Here is a 17,838-nt window from a genome sequence, read left to right as displayed (position 1 = left end):
AAGATCACAGGCCACCGCCGGCTCCGGGGCGGACCCGGCTGAGTACGGTGAACGGGTGCCGAAGAACCGGAACACGTTCTCATTCGACGCCCCTCCGGCCCTCAGGGCCTGGGGGCGTCGCGCCGCGTCGCGTGCGGTCCACCGCGGCTGGCGGTGGATCCAGCAGGCCGGCGCGGTGACCGCCGACCGCCCCGGCCCGTACCGCTTCGCCAGGATCGGCACCGCCACCCGCCTCGCGTTCCCCCTGGGCACCGTGTTCGGCGAGCGGTGGATCGAACTGGGGGACCACTGCATCATCGGCGAACAGGTCACCCTGACCGCGGGCATGATGCCCGGCCTCGACCTCGGGCCCGAACCCGTGCTGCGCCTCGGCAACGGCGTGGTGCTCGGCCGGGGCAGCCACGTCGTGGCCTCCCAGCCGGTGACCTTCGGCGACGACGTGTTCTGCGGCCCGTACGTCTACGTCACCAGCGACAACCACTCCTACGACGACCCCGACCAGCCCATAGGCCGCCAGTGGCCGCGCAGCGCGCCCGTCACCATCGGGTCGGGCAGCTGGCTGGGCACCGGCGCGGTGATCCTCCCGGGGGCGCGGCTCGGCCGGAACGTCGTCGTCGCGGCGGGCGCGGTCGTCCGCGGCGAGTTCCCGGACCACTCCGTGGTGGCGGGCGCCCCGGCGAAGGTGGTCCGCCACTGGGACCCCGAAGCGGGCTGGATCCCCCCGCTGCGCACCCCGGCACCGGTGCCGATCCCGGAAGGGGTCACTCCGGAGCAGCTCCTGTCCCTGGAGCAGTGACCGCGGCGAGGTCCGGGCCGCCGAGGGTATGGGCAACCGCGCCGACCGGGCCGATGCTGGGCGCACAGCCGGTCGGCCGCCCGGCTTGTGAGGAGGACCGGCATGGGCATATGGGGACAGGACTGGGCCGACTACCAATCCTCGGCCCCGGATGTCGGCGGCCTCTCGTTCGCCATCGTCAAGGTGACCGAGGGCCTGTCGTTCCTCAACCGGAAGTGGGTCGCGCAGCGCGATCACGCCAAGGCGCACGGCCTGGTCTGGGGCGCGTACCACTACCCCCACATGGCCAACAGCCCCATCGGCGAGGCCGACTTCTTCCTCGCCCAGGTCGACTGGCGGCCGGGTGACCTCGTCACCCTGGACTGGGAGGGGTACGACGACGCCAACCAGGGTGTGCCGCGCGCCCGTCAGGCCGCCTACAAGGAGACCTGGCTGCGGTACGTGAAACGCCGCCTTCCGTACAATCCGGTCGGCATGTACGCGAACCTCGACTACTGGCGGAACGTCGACACCACGGGCTTCTACGGCGACTTCCTCTGGATCGCCACCGCCGGGCGGCGCGCCGGATCCCCCGGGATCGCCGCCGACTGGCTGTTCCACCAGTACAGCGACAGCGGCGGCGTGGACCGCGACTACTGCCGTCTCGACAGCGCCGGCGAACTCCGCGCCTGGGCGCTCTCCTTCCAGCCCGCCCCACCCTCCCCGGAGGACGACATGCCCCAATGGCAGAGCGGCCAGATCACACCCGGCGACCAGCCCACCGTGGTCCTGGTGCCCAGCGGAACGGCCTGGAGCGCCTACCCGAACCGGCGCCTCCACCTCGGCATGGACCAGATAGCCCCGACGTCACCCGGGGGAACGGTCCGCGTCGCCATCCACAACGGCACGAGCTGGCGCAGCATCCAGTCCGTGGAACTCGCCGCCGCCAGAGGCATCGTCGACGTCCCGCTCGCCCCGGACGACGTCAAGGTCAGCCTTCAGACGACGGTGGCGGGTGTCGCCTATGCGGTGGAGAGCTGGTGAGTCGCGCGCAACTGCCGAGCCCTGCAGGCCAGAACTGCAAGAGCCGGCGCTCGACGCCGCGCACGACCCCGACATCAGCGGCCTTGAGCCTCCCTTTGTCCGTCAAGGGCGGCCAGGACCCGACAAGTGTCCGTGAGATCGGCCAGAACGGCGTCGGCCCCGGCCGCCCTCAAATCTTCGATGCCGCTTCGCCCGGTCGCGACCGCGACGGTCCGAACCCCGTGAGCCGTGCCGGCTTTGACACCCGCAGGGGTGTCGTCGACGATCACGGCGTCCTTCGCCGACAACCCCGCACGTTCCAGGGCCAGGTGGACGAGGTCGGCGCGCTCGTCGGCGTCTTCGCCGTACGCTCCGAGGGCCCAGCGGATGTGCCCGTCAAGGCCGAAGGTCTGGAGCTTGATTTCGGCTACTGCTCGCACATTGCCGGACACCACACTCTGTTCCCAACCCGCTTGGGCCGCCACGGCGTCCAGCACGGCTGCGGCCCCCGGCAAGGCGTGCCCCTGCTCGCGTAGGTCCGTGGCCCTCAGCGCGTGTGCTTCGGTAAGTGCCTGGGCGAACCGCTCGAAGTCTTGGCGGTCGGTGCGGAGCCCGTGCAGCTTGGCTGTCTCCCGGAAGATCACAGGCTCGGTAATGCCGTCGATCTTGGCTTGCCGCTCCATGCGCATGCCTGTCGTCCGCTCGAACGCGACAGCGGACAGTTCTCGGCCTACTCCCCGTGTATCGATCAAGGTGTGATCGATGTCCCACAACACGATCCGGCGCAAGCCCATGCGGCTCCCTCCCAAGCTTTGGCCCACAGGCTGTCACACGATCGGCTACGAGAGCCTGCCTGCTACCGCAGCCACGGCGTACGGTGAACTCGCTGTCCAGCAAAGGGATGATGATGGCAAGCGAACTCCGTGTGGGCGAGCGCATTCGCTACTGGCGCCGCCGCAACGGCAACCGGTCCCAGGCGGCCGTAGCAGGGCTGTGCGGGATCACCGAGGACTACCTCTCACAGATCGAACGGGGACGCAAGACCCCTGCTCTGGACGTCCTCGTCGCCTTGGCGCGGGAGATCGGTGTGCCTGTCGCGGCCCTGGTCGACTCCGAACCGCCTACGGAGCAACCGGCTCAGCGCACTTCATCAGATGTCGCGCACGTCCTGATGGGCTACTCGCCCCCGAGTGCATGCGGGGCGGCATCCGCGGAGGCCCTTCGCGAACGGGTTGAGGAAGCTTGGCGTATCTGGCAGACCTCACCGCAGCGATACACCGACACCACCCGGCTGTTGCCCGCTCTGCTCGCCGATGTTGAACATGCTGTACGAGTGCACCGCTCTGGCGCTGACATCCCAACGCGACGGGAGACCCTTCGTACCGCTGCGGACCTGTACGGGCTGCTGCGCTCTTACTGCCGACGCACGGGTCGAGTCGATCTCTCCCTCCTCGTGGCTGACCGAGCCGTCCGAGCCGCCGAAGATGCGGATGACCCTCTGCGCATCGCTGCCGCGCAATGGAACCTCGGCCATGTGCTTTTGGCCCAGGACAATCCGGAAGGGGCTGAGCAGGTCACGGCGCAGGCAGCCGAGGCTCTTGCCGATGTCCCCTCCGGTAGGGAACGTGAGGCCCTGATCGGTGCCCTCGAACTGGTCCGGTCGACAGCCGCAGCACGCCGCCGGGATTGGTGGGCTGCTCGCGAGCGTCTTGAAGGAAAAGTCGAAGCCAGGGCACGGAAAGTCGGTGAAGGCAACATTCAGTGGACAGTTTTCGGACCGACCAACGTCCGTCTGCACGCCCTCGGTGTCGAGATGCTCGCGGGGGAGGCCGGCGAGGGACTGCGCCGCGCCGACCAGATCGACATCACTCGTGTGCCCTCCGTGGAAAGGCAGTTCACCTTCTTGCTCGATGTGGCCAGGTGCTACGACCTCAGACGAGAAGACGCTGCTGTCCTCGTCCACCTTCTCGACATCGAACAGCTCGCCCCGGAGGATCTGACCCGTAGCCGTCTTGCGCGGCGGATGGTGTGCGATCTACGCCGAAGGGTTCGGCCGACCTATCGGCACCAAGTAGAAGACCTTGCTGCCCGTCTCGGCACCGACGAACCACCCGGTCTGTCGAGGAACCCGGTCTGACAGACCGGGTTCCTCGGAATCCCGGCTCTTAGCGTCGTCGTCACCCGCAATCCGACGACGAGGACGCGACATGGACACCACGAGCATGAGAATCACCTCAGTCGGCCGGGACTGGGATGCCGTACGTCTGCCCCGGTACCTTGGGCTGCTGGCGGTCGGTCGCCTCGGGGACGCCGTCGGGAGCGTCGTCGTCGATCCGGGCGCCCGCCGCTTGTACGTTCTGGTACCTGTGGGCGCAGCAGCCCGTTGGGCATTGCCGGGCACCCGCGCGTTGGGCCAAGGATCTTTTCTGGCGCTTCCGGGGCAAGGCCGCACAGCCCCTCCGGGCCCCTACTGGCTCACCTGCTGCCCGTCGGGACGGGACCTCGTCGACCCGCAAGTACTGCTCTCCGTACTGTCTGATGTCCCCCGGAATGCGTCGTGCCCGTGATCAGAAGGTCCCGTTCACACACCACGGCGGAGTGCCGGGTCGGCCATCACGGCAAGTGCCCCAAGGCCACCCCCATCCGCCGGATCGGGGCACCGCCCCACACACCCCGGACCGAATCCCTCACCTGCACGTGCGCATGCCACCGAAAGACGGGGACACCATGACCACCACGCCACCGTGTGACATCACGAACGTCGAGGCGATCGTCACCGTGATCAATCAAGGACTCGCGCCGTGCGACGAGCGTGACGTGCCGGAGCTCGAAGACACGCTTTGCGCCGTCATCGAAGCCCTGATCCCACTCGTGGCGGCCGCAGCCGAGAAGCTGAGAACGTGCGGCCAGTTCGGGGACGTCGTACGGGACGTCGCGGTGGCGTGCGGTCGTCGGCTCCTCGACAGCCGGATGGTCGGCGTGGGGCCGCCCCCGGCGCCGGAGTCGGCCGTCCTCACGCTCGCCCGAGCGGCCAGGACGCTCCTCCATTACGCGGACATCCGATGACGCTCACGGCCGCCAAGTGGCTTTCCCAGGTGCTACTCGTCCCCACCAAAGGCTGGTGGCTCCGCGGCGACCCGGCGCACGTCCTTACCGGCGTCCTCTTCGACGCCGTCGAGATCCCCGCCGAAGTGATCCACGCACAGGCCGGTTCGGGCGACCGCGGCGCCGTCGAAAGAGCCTTCCGGAAGGCCGCGATCACCAGCGCCGTCATCGCCGAACCATCGCACGGCTGGTACTACGCCCTCGTCCCTCCGGGCACCGCACGCGAATGGAGACCGCCCCTCGAGTGCCTCGGGCCGTCCCACAGCATCGCCGTACCCCCACCCCACCGCACGGGCCCACCCGGTATCCACTGGCTCCTGACGCCACCGGACAGCGCGGCGTCGCTCTGCGACCCGGAGGATGTCCGAAGAGCGACGGAGATCACCGGTGGGCATCACGTGCCCCCGGCGCGCGTTTCCGGGCCCGGGCCCCGGTAGCCCCTGCGCCGTGGGACGTCAGCCCGCCTGATCGCCGGACCGGTGGGTCGGGAGGCTCTCGTCCCGCGCACCGGGTGGGCTCCCCGAGGGCACGGGTGACGGGGGTGCGGCGGGCGCCACCGTGCGCCGGAGCGCGATCAGTGTGTAGAGGCCGGTCGCCACGGTGCACACTCCGCCGACCAGGAAGACGACGTCGATACGGCCGAAGTCCATGCCCGCCCAGTGCCCGTGGAAGCCGTCGAGCACGGTCCCCGCGAGCACCCCGGACAGTGCGACGGAGACGAGCGAGGCGAGCTGGGCGACCGGGTCGAAGACCGACATGATCCGTCCCAGATGGTCGCGCGGGCTCTGCTGAATGATCAACGGCGACGAGACCGCGTTGAGCGCGCCGAGCGCCAGTCCGAACAGCAGCGAGACGGCCGCGGCGGTCAGGATGCCGGTCGCCCGTGAGTAGGCGACGAGCAGCAGCCCGAAGAGCAGCACGCTGCCCTGGAAGACCCGGGCGTGTCCGGCCCGGTCGCCGAGCCGTCCGCCGAGCAGCGCCCCGACGGCCGTACCGGCGCCGAAGAGCGCCTCCAGCGTCCCGAACCAACTGGGCGAGGCGTGCAGGTTCTCCGGGACGAAGTACACCTCCAGGGTGTTGAGCGCCCCGGTGCCGGCGGTCATCAGAGCGGCGGTGGTCAGGATGGTCCGCAGCACGCGGTTGCCGAACAGCAGCCGTGCCGCCGACAGCAGTTCACGCCGTACCCGGGGCCGCCCCGTGGGCGCGTGCCCGTCCGGTGCCCGCGGGTGCGCTGCCCGCTCCGGCTCGTTGTAGCGCACCGCCCGGATCGCCCCGTACGACACCAGGTAGGTCAGCGCGTCGAAGACGAGGACCCAGCGCACCCCGAACGTCATCACCAGCGGCGCGGCCGCCGCCGGCCCGGCCATCCCCGCCAGCGCCGAAGCCGTCTGGGTGTAGCTGAACGCCCGGCCGTGCTGTTCCGCGGGCACCACATCGCTGATCATGACGAATCGTGAGGCGCGGAAGAACTGTGCCGCCGCGGCGGTCAGTGCCAGCGCCCCGCCGAGACAGAGCGGCAGCACCAAGGGCGGCAGGGACCCGGTGGGCGCAAAGGTCAGCAGGGCCACGCCCGTGATGACAGCGGCCCGGAAGAGCTCGGACCGGAGCATGGTCCGCTGTTTGTGCCACCGGTCGACCAGGGTTCCGGCGAGCGGTGCGACCACGATCCCCGCGACGTACATGGTCGTCAGCAGCCCCGCCGTCACGGCCGGGGCGTAGGCCTCGCCGCGCAGCAGCTCCGTGCTCACCCACAGCAGCAACGCGGTGCCGAAGGCGTAGTCGCCGACCAGGGAGAGGGCCTGCCCTGCCCAGAGCAGCCGGAAGCTTCTGTTGATCAGCATGCCGTCGGTCAACACGCCGTGGGCGTCAGCCCGTTCATCTCGGCCACGAGGTCGAAGCGCTCCTCCAGCGTGAACTTGTACGGTGGGCAGGGGACCGCGCCCTCACGCCACTGTTTGGGGCAGGCACCGCCGCAGACGGGGAAGAAGTAGCAGGAGTGGCAGGGCGTTTCACCGGTCGCCACGGCGTCGTGCCAGTCGTCGAACGGTCCGAGCGGGCGTGGCGCGCCCACGGGCAGCGTCTCGATCAGGCCGAGGCCGCCGCCCTTTTCGTGCTGTGGCACCAAAGGATATTCCGAGCACGAGAACATCGCGCCGCTGCTGCTGTGGATCTCCACGGACTGGGATACGGCGGCGCACAGCACGCCTTCCGGCTCGTTCGGCAGGGCCGTGAAACGCAGGCCGAGCCGGTTCATGCGCCGCATCCAGTCGACCTCATGACGTGCGTACACGCGCCGGTCGATCTCGACCCGTGACACATCGTTGCCCCAGGGATACACCGGAGCGAGGTTGAAGAGCACCTGCTCGTGGGAGAATCCCAGGCCGGCCATGGTGTCGAGATATTCGTCGACCCATTCCATGTTCTCCACATCTATATTGGTGCGGAGAATGAACAGCACATCGGCGAGGTCGTCGTCCCGCAGCGCTTCGAGCAGAAGTCGCGTGGTGCGGTCGAAGGACTTCTTCCCGTTGCGCAGCGGCCGGTGGGCATCGTGTATGCGGGCGGGCCCGTCCAAAGTGATGTCGAACTTGACCACTTGGCATTCCCGCCGCAGCCTCCGGAGCTTTTCCAGGGTGAGCAGCGAACCGTTGGTCACCATGCGGGAGACGTACTCGACACCCCTGTCCCGCGCCGCGGCGGTGAACCGCGCGCTCAGGTCCAGGATCATCGGATAGCCGACCATGGGCTCGGCGCCGAACCAGCTGACCACCACGGAACGGGTGGACTGCGCCTCGATGCCCGCCAGTACGCGCCGGGCGACCGCGTCCCGGTGCCGCCCCGAGAGCCGGCCCCGGGTGTGCTCCTGGCCGCAGTAGGAGCAACCCATGTTGCAGTACGTCGTGGGGAGCAGGACATAGCGGAGGGCGCCGCGGTCCGCCGAGGCGGCGCGCTGGCGGGCGAGTACGACGTCCAGTTCCGGCGCGGCGTCCGGGCCCGCGTCGACCACCGCCTCTATCTCTCTCAGCCCCTCCAGCAGTTCGGGGTCGATCCCTTCGAGCCGCCCTTCGGCCAGCCGTGCCGCGGCCTCTTCCGGGACGCAGACCATCGAGCCCGTGCGGGTGGCGTACAGCATGCGCATGCGCTGAGTGCCGTCGTGCAGATATGTACGCCCACTCATCCGCACGTAATCGCTCACGCGCTCAAGGGCGGTCGCTGGTGCCGTTTCCGGCAACGACATGAGGTCCTCCGACAGGCTCCGCTACCGCGTGACAGCGTCACGCCTGGACAGGTGAAAGGCCGTCACGCGGCATACCGCGCGGGAGATCCGCTCCGCTAGCGGATCAGCACCCGTGCCCGCAGACGCCGTTCTTCTCGCCTACATAGGAGGAGGAGTTGGACGTCGTCAGCTTGATCATGGCATGCCTCTCGTCGATTGGATCCCGGCTCTTGCCTGGCCCGGCGGGCTGACTTGAATAGTCCACGGGAACGGGAGACGGGGTAAGGCGCGGAAACGGACACAGCGGAAACAGACACAAAGGGCGGAACCGTGCGGCCGGAATTGGACCGCCCGCTTCCTCTCCCGGGAGCGGCCCGCGAATGCGGGCGGCGCGTCGTCGGTATGTCATTGTTCGGCGGCGTCGCCACATATGGCCGGGCAGGCGCTATGCACGCCTGCCGGAGAGCGGGAACCGCGAGCCGTTCCACGGCCACGGCCTGCCGGACACCACGCGGGATCAGCCGCCGGCCCCGGCCGTGCGGTGCTGCACGGTCGAACCCGACCTGCCCTTGACCACCCGGAGCTGGGCGGGCACGCGCTGCCGGAGGTCGGCGACATGGCTGACGATGCCGACCGTGCGGTCCCGCTCGCGCAGGGAGTCCAGGACGTCCATGACCTCGTCCAGGGCCTGCTCGTCGAGGCTGCCGAAGCCCTCGTCGATGAACAGGGTGTCCAGCCGGACGCCGCCCGCCTCCTCCGTGACCACGTCGGCGAGCCCGAGGGCGAGGGCCAGCGAGGTGAAGAAGGTCTCCCCGCCGGAGAGCGTCGCCGTGTCGCGCTCGCGCCCGGTCCAGGCGTCGACGACGTGCAGCCCGAGCCCCGAACGGCGGGTGCCGGTGCGGGCGTCGGAGTGGACGAGGGTGTAACGCCCGGACGACATCTTCCGCAGCCGGACGCTCGCGGCGGCCGCGACCTGCTCCAGCCGGGCCGCGAGCACATAGGACTCCAGGCGCATCTTCCGCTCGTTCTGGGCGGAGGTGCCCGCGACGAGCGTCGCGAGGCCGGCGACCCGGTGGTGATCCGCGCGCAGCGGCGCGAGGCGGCGCACATCGGCGGCGGCCTCCGCGGACAGCCGGTCCAGCTCCTCGCAGCGCGTCCGGGCGGCGGACTCCACGGCGGAGGCGTCGCGGAGCCGCCGGGTCGCGGCGGCGAGCAGCCCGTCCGCGGCGGCCGGGTCGGCGGCGGGCCGCGCGGCGGCGGCCACGAGCTGCGGGTCGGCCGACTCGGCGGCCACGGCGGCCTCCTCGCTCCGCCACGCGTCGAGGCGGTACCGCAGCGCCTGCCGTTCGGCGTCCGGCAGGACCGCGGCGGCCGCGAGGGCGGGCGTGGCGAACCCGGCGCGGGCCGCCGCCGCGTCGAGCCGCGCCCCGGCCTGCTCCAGGGCGGCCGCCGTGCGCTCCGCGGCCCGTACGGCCTCGGCGGCGTCGGCGAGGAGGGTCACCCGGCGCTCCAGCAGCGCCGCGTGCGCGGTGACGCTCTCCGCGCCGCCGCGAGCCTTGGTCAACTCCTGTTCCAGGGTGTGCAGTTCACCGTCGAGGTGCTCGCCGCGAGCCGTACGGGCGGTGATGCGCAGCTCCGCCGCCTGCTGTCCGGCGCGCCTGCGCTCGTACTCCCGCTCGGCGCTCTCCAGGGCCTCCCGGGCGGCGTGGGCCCTGGCCCCCGCCGCGCGGGCCTCGGCGAAGGAACGGCGGACGTCCTCGGCGGCCGCGGCCAGTTCGGCGACGGTCGCCTCGCCCGCCTCGGCCCGAGCGTGCGCGAGGCCGTCGCCCAGCGTCTGGAGTTCCCGCTCGGCGCGCTCGCGGGCCGCGTCGGCGTGCTGGGCGGCGTCGAGGGCCCGCTCCTCGTCGGCGCGGTCGACGTGGCCCGCCGCGGTGCGGGCGGGGGCGGGGTGCTCGACGGCCCCGCACACCTTGCAGGCCTCGCCCGGCCCGAGTCCGGCCGCGAGCTCGGCCGCGATACCGAGCAGGCGGCGCTCCCTGAGATCGAGCCAGCGCTCGCGGGCTGCGGTGGCGTCCTCGCGGGCGCCGAGCAGCCGGGCCCCGGCCTCGTCGGCCCGGCCCGCCAGCCGGTCGCGCTCCCGCGCGAACTCCAGACGGCGCCGGGCCGGAGCCAGCTCGCCCTCCAGCCGGGCGGCGCGGGTGACCGCCTCCTGGGCATCCTCGACGCGCCGCTGGTGACGGGCGTGCAGGGACTCCCAGCCGGCGAGCCACTCGGCGGCCTCGGCGCGGGCCTCCTCGTCGGCGCGGGCCTCGCGCTCCAGGGCCGCCCGCTCGGCGACGATCTCGGCGGCGCGCCGCTCGGCCCGCCGGGCGGCGGCCAGCCCGCCCAGCTCCTCGCGCTGCTTCCGCTCCAGGGCGGCGAGCCCGTCCGCGCCGGCGTCCCGGTGGACGGCGGGCAGCAGACCGCGGGCCTTCCGCTCGGCGGCCGCCGCCGCGCGGTGGGCGCGCCCGGCCTCGTCGGACAGCTCCAGGGCGGGGGCCACGGCCGCCGCGTCCCGGGCCCGCTCCAGACGCTCGCCGAGCCGCTCGCGCTCGGCGCGGTGCCCGTCGATCTCGGCGGCCCGCTGCCGGGCCGCCGCGTGCCTGCGCTGCAGCGCGGCCAGTTCGCGAGTGGCCTCGGCGTGCCGCTGCGCCGCGCCGTGGGCGCCCTCGGCGGTGCGCAGGGCCACGGCCGCGATGTCGTACCGCTCCCGCGCGCTCGACCGGGCCAGCGCCGCCCATCGCAGCACGGCCTCGACGAGCCCGGCGTCGCCGGGGGACAGGGGCGCCCCGGCCGTACGGGAGGAGGCGCGCTGTTCCGGCACGGCCGCGGGGGCGGGCAGCGAGGGATCGCCCACGGCCTGCCGCATCCGGTGGAGGAGGGCGAGGAGCTGCTCGTCCCCGGCGTGGACCCGCTTCTCGGCGCCCCGGCGCAGCTCGGCGAGGTGCTCCTCGACGGCGGCGAAGCGGCTGGTGTCGAAGAGCTTGCCCAGCAGCTTGCCGCGGGCGGTGTCCTCGGCGCGCAGGAAACGGGCGAAGTCGCCCTGCGCCAGCAGCACGACCTGGCAGAACTGCTCCCGGCTCATGCCGAGCAACTGGCCGATCTCCTCGCCGATCTCCTGGTGGGAGCGGCTGAGGCCCTGCCACTGCCCGTCGTCGCCGCGCTCGCGCAGCTCGCTCTGGGCCCGCTCGCGGATGAACCCCTCGCCCCGCTTCTTCGGGCGGAGCTGCTCGGGCAGCCGGGTGATCTCCAGCCGCCTGCCGCCGACGGTGAGGTCGAGGGTCACCCGGGTGACGGTGTCGGGGTCGGCGTGGTCGCTGCGCAGGGCGAGGCCGCTGCCCTGCCGGGCGCCGGGCACCCCGCCGTAGAGGGCGTAGCAGACCGCGTCGAGGACGGAGGTCTTGCCCGCGCCGGTGGGCCCGTGCAGCAGGAAGAGCCCCGCGGCCGACAGCTCGTCGAAGTCGATGTGCTGGGCGGTGCCGAAGGGGCCGAAGGCGTCGATCGTGAGCCGGTGCAGCCTCATCGGGCCTCCTCGTCGACGGCCTCCGCCAGCCGTACGGAGTCGAGGGCACCGGTCAGCACCACGCGCTCGGCGGCGTCGGGACCCCGGCCGCCGCGCACGTGCGCCACGAAGTCCTCGGCGATCTGGTGGTCGGTGCGGTCGCGGAGCCGCTGGGCGTACGAGGCGAGGGGGTCCTCCGGCGCCCGGTCCGGGTCGAGGACGAGGCTCACCACGTGCGGGAAGCGCCGGGCGAGGCGGGCCATGGGCTCGTCGGGCCGGTGCGGGTCGGTGAGGGTGGCCTCGACCCACGCCTGCTCGTGCCGGCCGAGGCGCGGGTCCTCCAGCAGCTCGTCGAGGCGGCCGCGGATACGGGCGAGCGGGCGCGGTACGGGGCAGTCGAGCCGCTCGGCGGTCACGGCCCCGTCGGCGCCGAGGTCGACGAGCCACATGGTCTTGCGGTGGTCGGCCTCGGAGAAGGAGTAGGCGAGCGGGGAGCCGGAGTAGCGGACCCGCTCGGTGATGCTCTGGCAGCCGTGGAGGTGACCGAGGGCGGCGTAGTCGACGCCGTCGAAGACGGCCGGGGACACGGAGGCGACCCCGCCCACCGTGATGTCCCGCTCGCTGTCGCTGCCGGCGCCGCCCGCGACGAAGGCGTGGGCGAGGACGACGGACCGGGTACCGGCGGGCCGCGCCGCGAGATCGGCCCTGACCCGCTCCATGGCGGCCGTCAGCACGGCCCCGTGCCCGCCGCGCGGAATGCCGAGCTTCTCGCGCACCAGGGCGGGCTCCAGATAGGGCAGGCCGTAGAAGGCGACGTCGCCGTGCTCGTCGGCGAGGACGACGGGGGTGCCGCAAGCCGCCGGGTCGGTGCGCAGATGTATTCCGGCCAACCCGATCAGCCCGGCGCCCACGCCGAGGCGGCGGGGCGAGTCGTGGTTGCCGGAGATCATCACGGTGGGCACCCCGGCCTCGGCCAGCCGGTGCAGGGCCTCGTCGAACAGCTCGACGGCGGCGAGCGGCGGCACCGCGCGGTCGTAGACGTCCCCGGCGACGAGCACGACGTCGACCTCGTGCTCGCGGACGGCGGCCACGAGGTGATCGATGAACTCCCGCTGCGCCCGGAGCAGGCTCATGCGGTGAAAGGACCGCCCGAGGTGCCAGTCGGAGGTGTGCAGCATTCTCATGTCGCGACTCCGACCTGCATGTCTTTCATTCCTCCAGCTCTGGGGTAGGCATCCCGCGCCGATCGTCCCGCCCTGGCCGCCCCCGGCCGGTGCCGCCCCGGCCATTTTCGCACCCGGGTCGGACATCGCGTACATGTGCCAGCGGGAAATGCCGAAACTCTCCCGTCACGCCCCCGCGATCGGTTACCTTCCGTCGCAACGGACACGCCACTGGTAATCGCCCATGGGCCCGAGAGGAATGTGACCGTGCCGTGCAGCCGCGAATCCCGACCGATCCCATGATGAGGCGTGCCTTGAGGCAGTTCGCCGGAAGGAGACAGTCGATGACGTCCGCTCCACCCGAAGTGCTCGCGGAGCTCCAGGAGTTACGCGTCCGCGTACCGCATCTGACCGGTTCGCTGGTGGCGAGCACGGACGGACTGGTGATCGCGCACCTTCTGCCCGGCGCGGAACCCGACGGGGTGGCCGCGCTGACCGCCGCGGCGCTGGGGGTGGGCGCCCGGCTGACGGACGCCGTGGGCCACGGCGGCTTCCGTGAGCTGCTGGTCGGCGGCGAGTTCGGCTATGTGGCCACCTACGCGGCCGGGTCCTCCAGCGTGCTCACGCTGCTGGCCGCCGCCGACGCCAATGTGGGGCGGCTGAACCTGGAGGCCCGCAGGGCCTGCCCCCGCATCGCCGCGCTGATCGACGGCGCGATGGAGCGCCGACGGCAGGCGTGACCGTACGCCCGCACGCCTTCATCCAGTACCGCATCCAGCACCGCCGGCACCACACCGACAGCGAAAGCATCACCGACAGCGAAAGCGGAACGGAATTGTCATGGCGAACACCGAAATGGCACTGAAGGACGCGATGAGCTCGATCGAGGGGGCCCTCGGGGCGGCGCTCGTCGATTACGGCAGCGGCATGGCGCTCGGCACCCTCGGCGGATCCCAGTCGCTGGACCTCAATGTCGCCGCGGCGGCCAACACCGATGTGGTGCGGGCCAAGTTGCGGGCCATGGAAATGCTCAATCTCCAGGACCGGATCGAGGACATCCTCATCACCCTCGGCTCCCAGTACCACCTGATACGGCTGCTCACCGGTCGTGGCGGCAACGGACTCTTCCTCTACCTCGTGCTCGACTCCCAGCGGGCCAATCTGGCGATGGCCCGCCACCAGTTGAAGCGCATAGAGACGGATCTGGAGGTCTGAGCCCCCGGGCCGGTGACCTTGGCCGGTCGGCGCCCTGTCGTCGTCCGCGTGCGGCGCGAAGAATCGTCCCCCTCGGTGGAAACACCCGCAAAGGGAGGAAACCCATGGTTTCGCATGCGAAGAACGCGAAGGACGCGAAGAGCGCGAAGGGCGCCGCCCGCACCCCGGACCAGATCACCGGCCTGCTCGCCGCGATCGCCGACCCCGAGCGCCGCCTGGCCGCCCACGCCGACCTCTTCCCGGACGCCCTCAACCTCGCCACCGCGGAGAACGTGCTCCTCTACCCGTCGCTGCGGGAACACGTCTTCGCGAAGCTCGGCACCATCGCGGAGGAGAACGTCCGCTACGCGACGGCCTACGGAACCGACCATCTGCGTCTGGAGATCGGGGAGATGCTGCGCCCGGTCCTCTCCCCGTCCCTCGACCACGACGACATCTTCGGCACGTCCGGGGTGTCGGCCGCGCTGGAGTGCCTCGCCTTCGCGCTGAAGGACCGGAAGGACAACCCCCTGCGGAGCGGGGACCGGGTGCTGCTGCCCGCCCCGTTCTGGCAGGGCTTCAAGTGGTGTTTCGAGCAACGGCCCGAGCTCGTCTGCGTGCCCGTGGCCCTCACCGCCAAGGGGGCGGGACGGTTCGAGCTCACGCTGGAGGACCTCCAGCGCGCGTACCACCAGCAGCCGGAGCCGCCCAGGCTCCTCGTCCTCACCAACCCCAACAACCCGCTCGGCGTCAACTACGACAAGGAGCTCCTGGAGCGGATCCACCACTGGGCGCTGGAGGAGACGGAGATGCACATCATCTCCGACGAGATGTACGCCCACTCCCAACTCACCGACGCCGCGCCGCCGTTCGTCAGCGCGCTGGCGCTGGACGCCTACCGGCTGGAGGCGGCGAAGGACCGGGTCCACGTGGTGTGGGGATTCGCCAAGGACTTCGGCCTCTCCGGGTTCAAGGCCGGCGTCGTGATCTCCAGGTCGCCGGCGGTCCAGGAGGCGATGAAGGGCACTCCGACCCGGGAGACCTCCTCCTGGTTCAGCCCCTTCGACTCGCTCAAGCACTTCGTCATCGGTGAACTGCTGGCCGTCCGTGAGGACGGCAGGAGCTACGCGCTCGCCCTGATGGAGCAGTACCGCTCCGTCCTCACCACCGCGTTCCGGACCGTACGGACCGCCCTCGACACGGCGAAGGTCCCGTACCTCCACCGCGAGGGCGCCAACTCCGCGCAGTTCTTCTGGCTCGACCTGCGCGACTGGCTGCCGCGCGACGCCCAGGAGATCCCCTACGGGCTCGGGCCGCACTTCCCCGACGCCGAGCGCGTCCCGGAGCGGCTCGCCACGGAGACCGGCAAGCCCGGGGCGAGCGGCCTGCCGGTGCTGTTCTCCGACATCAGCAGCGCGGAGGAGTGGCTGCGCCGCTACATCGCCGAGCAGGCCAATGTGCTGCTGCTCCCGGGCCAGACCCTGTCCTGCCCCGAACCGGGCTACTTCCGGCTGTGCTTCACGGCCTTCGGGACCCCGACCGTCGTCGAGGCGGTCCAGCGCCTCGGGGAGGCCCTCGACCTGCTCGGGCGGCGCGCCTGACGCACCGGGCACCCGCCCCGTCCGTCCCGTCCGCGCACCGCGGGCGGGGCGGACGGCGCCGGCCGGCGGAATCCGCCGCGGTGCTCGGGCCCCGTTGGCGTAACCGGGCGCGCGGCCGCCGGACGGCGCTGCCAGGATCCGGAATATGCGATTCATATGCTCCACCCGTTCGGCCCGGCGCCGCGGCGGCAGGGCCGCCGGCCTGCTGCTGACCGCCTCCCTGCTCCTCGTCGGCGGCACCGCGTGCGCCAGCTGGGAGCTGCCCGCCACCGAGACCCACGACGACGCGCACGCGCAGGCGGGCCCGGACCGGGCGCAGAACCAGACGCGGGAACAGCGGCTGGCCGCCGCGCAGAAGTGGGGGCTCGACCGGCCGCCCCTCGTGGCCCCGCCCCCGCCCAAGGTCAAACCGCAGCTGACCACGCCGGAATGGGCGGACCAGGGGCCGGGGCTGATACCCGTGTTCGCGGGCGTGCCGACCACCGAGAAGGTGGTCTTCCTGACGATCGACGACGGCGCCGCGAAGGACCACTCGTTCCTTCAGATGCTCAAGGACCTGAACGTCCCGGTCACGGCCTTCCTCACCGACGAGTCGGCGGCCGACGACTACGGCTACTTCCGCGACCTGCACGGGCTCGGCGCGTCCATCCAGAACCACACCCTGCACCACCCGCAGATGATCACGATCCCGGAGGACGAGGAGCGCGTGGAGATCTGCGGCCAGCAGGACATCCTGCAGAACGAGATCGGCGTCCGCCCGTGGCTCTTCCGCCCGCCCTACGGCGACTTCGACGCGAGCACCCTCGCCGCCGCCGAGGAGTGCGGGGCCCGCGCCGCGCCGCTGTGGAACGAGGAGGCGTTCCCCGACCGGATCGACTGGCGCGAGGACGACCCGCACTTCCACCCCGGCGACATCATCCTCACCCACTTCAACGGCCCCCAGGCGTGGAACGCCACCATGCCGGACATGCTGCGCACGGTCCTGCGCGCGGCGACCGAGCAGGGCTTCGCGCTGGCCCGGCTGGAGGACTACGTCTGACGGTACGGGCGGTACGGGCGGGGCGCGCGCCGGCGGGGCGTCTCAGGCGTCGCCGTACGCCTCGCCGCCGAGTTCGAGGCCCGCCGTGCCCGCCGTGGTATCGGCCAACCAGGCCCGGAAGCCCTCGACTTCGGCCTCGGGCAGCCCGACCTCGATCCGCACGTCGGCCCCGTAGGTCACCCCGCGCACGGCCCGCCCGGTGGCCCGCAGGTCGTTCTCCAGCCGGCCCGCCCGCTGGTGGCCGACGGTGACGGTGGCCAGCCGGAAGCGCTGCCGGGTGACCGTGCCGACGGCGTCGAGTGCCTCGCCGACGACACCGCCGTACGCGCGGATCAGCCCGCCCGCGCCGAGCTTGATCCCGCCGAAGTAGCGGGTGACGACGGCGACCACGTAACGGACCTCGCGGCGCACCAGCATCTGCAGCATGGGCACGCCCGCCGTACCGCCGGGCTCCCCGTCGTCGCTCGCCTTCTGGACGGAGCCGTCGGCGCCGAGCACGTAGGCGAAGCAGTTGTGGCGCGCGGTGGGGTGCTCCTTGCGGACGCGCGCGATGAACGCCTGCGCCTCCTCCTCGGTCGCGGCGGGCGCGAGCGCGCAGATGAAGCGCGACTTGCTGATCTCGATCTCGTGCACGCCCTCGCGCGCCACTGTCCGGTACTGGTCGTGCATCCCGTAACCCTATGCGCAACGCCGGGAATGGTCCGCCGGGGATGCTCGTTGAGGGGGTCATGTATGCAGAGGCGGGGGTCATCCGCAAGATCATCGAAGAGACCGGCGACACCTGGGCGGTCGTCGGTCTGTCGGCCAATCAGGACCGGGCGGCGTACGGCGTCGCCGGGGTGCTGCAGCGTCACGGCAAGCGCATCGTGCCCGTCCATCCCAGAGGCGAGACGGTCCACGGCGAGCAGGGCTACGCCTCCCTGGCGGAGATCCCGTTCCCGGTCGACGTGGTGGACGTGTTCGTCAACAGCGGGCTGGCGGGCGGGATCGCGGACGAGGCGGTGGCGATCGGCGCCAAGGCGGTCTGGTTCCAGCTGGGCGTCGTCGACGAGGAGGCCTACGAGCGCACGCGCGCGGCGGGCCTGGACATGGTCATGGACCGCTGCCCGGCGATCGAGATACCCCGCCTCCGCTGACGCGGCGACGGCCCGGCGCACCAACGGCGCCGGGCCGTCACCGG

16 protein-coding genes are annotated in these 17,838 nt (G+C 71.7%); 10 read left to right on the top strand and 6 right to left on the bottom strand.

What is annotated here, in order from left to right; translation table 11 throughout:
• Positions 1–55 precede the first annotated feature (55 nt).
• Both ACWD4A_RS02565 and ACWD4A_RS02560 read left to right on the top strand, forming a co-directional pair.
• The gene (locus tag ACWD4A_RS02565; RefSeq protein ID WP_451188365.1) at positions 56–796 is read left to right on the top strand and encodes an acyltransferase; all 741 of its coding nucleotides are present in this window, start codon (positions 56–58) and stop codon (positions 794–796) included.
• Between the two features lie 102 nt (positions 797–898).
• Complete coding sequence (locus ACWD4A_RS02560) at positions 899–1,819, top strand: glycoside hydrolase family 25 protein (RefSeq protein ID WP_451188362.1); 921 nt, start codon at positions 899–901, stop codon at positions 1,817–1,819.
• 74 nt (positions 1,820–1,893) lie between these two features.
• On the opposite strand, the gene ACWD4A_RS02555 is transcribed toward ACWD4A_RS02560, so the two are convergent.
• Complete coding sequence (locus ACWD4A_RS02555) at positions 1,894–2,592, bottom strand: HAD family hydrolase (RefSeq protein ID WP_451188359.1); 699 nt, start codon at positions 2,590–2,592, stop codon at positions 1,894–1,896.
• 83 nt (positions 2,593–2,675) lie between these two features.
• Between ACWD4A_RS02555 and ACWD4A_RS02550 the strand changes: the two genes are divergently transcribed.
• The 3 genes from ACWD4A_RS02550 to ACWD4A_RS02540 all read left to right on the top strand — a co-directional run bounded on the left by ACWD4A_RS02550 (position 2,676) and on the right by ACWD4A_RS02540 (position 5,340).
• Entirely contained in the window at positions 2,676–3,935 is a 1,260-nt protein-coding gene (locus ACWD4A_RS02550; RefSeq protein WP_451188357.1) for a helix-turn-helix domain-containing protein, read from the top strand.
• A gap of 590 nt (positions 3,936–4,525) precedes the next feature.
• Positions 4,526–4,864 carry a hypothetical protein gene (locus ACWD4A_RS02545; protein WP_451188355.1) on the top strand — a complete coding sequence of 113 codons (339 nt, stop codon included), beginning with the start codon at positions 4,526–4,528 and terminating at the stop codon, positions 4,862–4,864.
• Positions 4,861–5,340: a hypothetical protein gene (locus ACWD4A_RS02540; RefSeq protein WP_451188352.1), complete on the top strand. Its 480-nt coding sequence runs from the start codon at positions 4,861–4,863 to the stop codon at positions 5,338–5,340. Before ACWD4A_RS02545 ends, ACWD4A_RS02540 begins: the two co-directional genes overlap by 4 nt.
• An 18-nt stretch (positions 5,341–5,358) precedes the next feature.
• Here the strand turns inward: ACWD4A_RS02540 and ACWD4A_RS02535 are convergent, their stop codons facing one another.
• The 4 genes from ACWD4A_RS02535 to ACWD4A_RS02520 form a co-directional block, all read right to left on the bottom strand.
• Complete coding sequence (locus ACWD4A_RS02535) at positions 5,359–6,744, bottom strand: MFS transporter (protein ID WP_451188349.1); 1,386 nt, start codon at positions 6,742–6,744, stop codon at positions 5,359–5,361.
• An 8-nt stretch (positions 6,745–6,752) separates the two neighbouring features.
• Complete coding sequence (locus tag ACWD4A_RS02530; RefSeq protein WP_451188346.1) at positions 6,753–8,099, bottom strand: radical SAM protein; 1,347 nt, start codon at positions 8,097–8,099, stop codon at positions 6,753–6,755.
• Positions 8,100–8,637: 538 nt separating this feature from the next.
• Positions 8,638–11,682 (bottom strand): AAA family ATPase, encoded by a 3,045-nt coding sequence (locus tag ACWD4A_RS02525; protein WP_451188344.1) that lies wholly within the window; start codon positions 11,680–11,682, stop codon positions 8,638–8,640.
• Positions 11,679–12,845 carry an exonuclease SbcCD subunit D gene (locus ACWD4A_RS02520; protein WP_451188341.1) on the bottom strand — a complete coding sequence of 389 codons (1,167 nt, stop codon included), beginning with the start codon at positions 12,843–12,845 and terminating at the stop codon, positions 11,679–11,681. The genes ACWD4A_RS02525 and ACWD4A_RS02520 overlap by 4 nt, the downstream gene beginning before the upstream one ends.
• A 281-nt stretch (positions 12,846–13,126) precedes the next feature.
• Between ACWD4A_RS02520 and ACWD4A_RS02515 the strand changes: the two genes are divergently transcribed.
• The 4 genes from ACWD4A_RS02515 to ACWD4A_RS02500 all read left to right on the top strand — a co-directional run bounded on the left by ACWD4A_RS02515 (position 13,127) and on the right by ACWD4A_RS02500 (position 16,658).
• Positions 13,127–13,564, top strand: a complete 438-nt coding sequence (locus tag ACWD4A_RS02515; RefSeq protein ID WP_451188476.1) for a roadblock/LC7 domain-containing protein — start codon at positions 13,127–13,129, stop codon at positions 13,562–13,564.
• 100 nt (positions 13,565–13,664) lie between these two features.
• On the top strand, positions 13,665–14,039 hold the full coding sequence (locus tag ACWD4A_RS02510; RefSeq protein WP_451188339.1) for a hypothetical protein: 375 nt from the start codon (positions 13,665–13,667) through the stop codon (positions 14,037–14,039).
• A 104-nt stretch (positions 14,040–14,143) separates the two neighbouring features.
• Positions 14,144–15,619, top strand: coding sequence for a pyridoxal phosphate-dependent aminotransferase (locus tag ACWD4A_RS02505; RefSeq protein WP_451188337.1), 1,476 nt, complete (start codon positions 14,144–14,146; stop codon positions 15,617–15,619).
• A gap of 145 nt (positions 15,620–15,764) precedes the next feature.
• Entirely contained in the window at positions 15,765–16,658 is an 894-nt protein-coding gene (locus ACWD4A_RS02500; RefSeq protein ID WP_451188334.1) for a polysaccharide deacetylase family protein, read from the top strand.
• Positions 16,659–16,700: 42 nt separating this feature from the next.
• Here the strand turns inward: ACWD4A_RS02500 and ACWD4A_RS02495 are convergent, their stop codons facing one another.
• The gene (locus ACWD4A_RS02495) at positions 16,701–17,327 is read right to left on the bottom strand and encodes a YigZ family protein (protein WP_451188331.1); all 627 of its coding nucleotides are present in this window, start codon (positions 17,325–17,327) and stop codon (positions 16,701–16,703) included.
• 59 nt (positions 17,328–17,386) lie between these two features.
• Here ACWD4A_RS02495 and ACWD4A_RS02490 point away from each other — a divergent pair, with 59 nt between their 5' ends.
• Positions 17,387–17,794, top strand: a complete 408-nt coding sequence (locus ACWD4A_RS02490) for a CoA-binding protein (protein WP_451188328.1) — start codon at positions 17,387–17,389, stop codon at positions 17,792–17,794.
• Positions 17,795–17,838: the final 44 nt, after the last annotated feature.

This window comes from Streptomyces sp. NPDC002537 (genome assembly GCF_053594975.1).
This window is presented reverse-complemented; position numbering and strand designations above follow the sequence as displayed.

Bases quoted from the DNA above. Each gene is read 5' to 3' on its own strand.
- ACWD4A_RS02525 (WP_451188344.1), bottom strand. From the start codon at position 11,682: ATGAGGCTGCACCGGCTCACGATCGACGCCTTCGGCCCCTTCGGCACC.
- ACWD4A_RS02540 (WP_451188352.1), top strand. From the start codon at position 4,861: ATGACGCTCACGGCCGCCAAGTGGCTTTCCCAGGTGCTACTCGTCCCC.
- ACWD4A_RS02560 (WP_451188362.1), top strand. From the start codon at position 899: ATGGGCATATGGGGACAGGACTGGGCCGACTACCAATCCTCGGCCCCG.
- ACWD4A_RS02500 (WP_451188334.1), top strand. From the start codon at position 15,765: ATGCGATTCATATGCTCCACCCGTTCGGCCCGGCGCCGCGGCGGCAGG.
- ACWD4A_RS02505 (WP_451188337.1), top strand. From the start codon at position 14,144: ATGGTTTCGCATGCGAAGAACGCGAAGGACGCGAAGAGCGCGAAGGGC.
- ACWD4A_RS02495 (WP_451188331.1), bottom strand. From the start codon at position 17,327: ATGCACGACCAGTACCGGACAGTGGCGCGCGAGGGCGTGCACGAGATC.
- ACWD4A_RS02545 (WP_451188355.1), top strand. From the start codon at position 4,526: ATGACCACCACGCCACCGTGTGACATCACGAACGTCGAGGCGATCGTC.
- ACWD4A_RS02510 (WP_451188339.1), top strand. From the start codon at position 13,665: ATGGCGAACACCGAAATGGCACTGAAGGACGCGATGAGCTCGATCGAG.
- ACWD4A_RS02555 (WP_451188359.1), bottom strand. From the start codon at position 2,592: ATGGGCTTGCGCCGGATCGTGTTGTGGGACATCGATCACACCTTGATC.
- ACWD4A_RS02515 (WP_451188476.1), top strand. From the start codon at position 13,127: ATGAGGCGTGCCTTGAGGCAGTTCGCCGGAAGGAGACAGTCGATGACG.
- ACWD4A_RS02490 (WP_451188328.1), top strand. From the start codon at position 17,387: ATGTATGCAGAGGCGGGGGTCATCCGCAAGATCATCGAAGAGACCGGC.
- ACWD4A_RS02520 (WP_451188341.1), bottom strand. From the start codon at position 12,845: ATGAGAATGCTGCACACCTCCGACTGGCACCTCGGGCGGTCCTTTCAC.
- ACWD4A_RS02535 (WP_451188349.1), bottom strand. From the start codon at position 6,744: ATGCTGATCAACAGAAGCTTCCGGCTGCTCTGGGCAGGGCAGGCCCTC.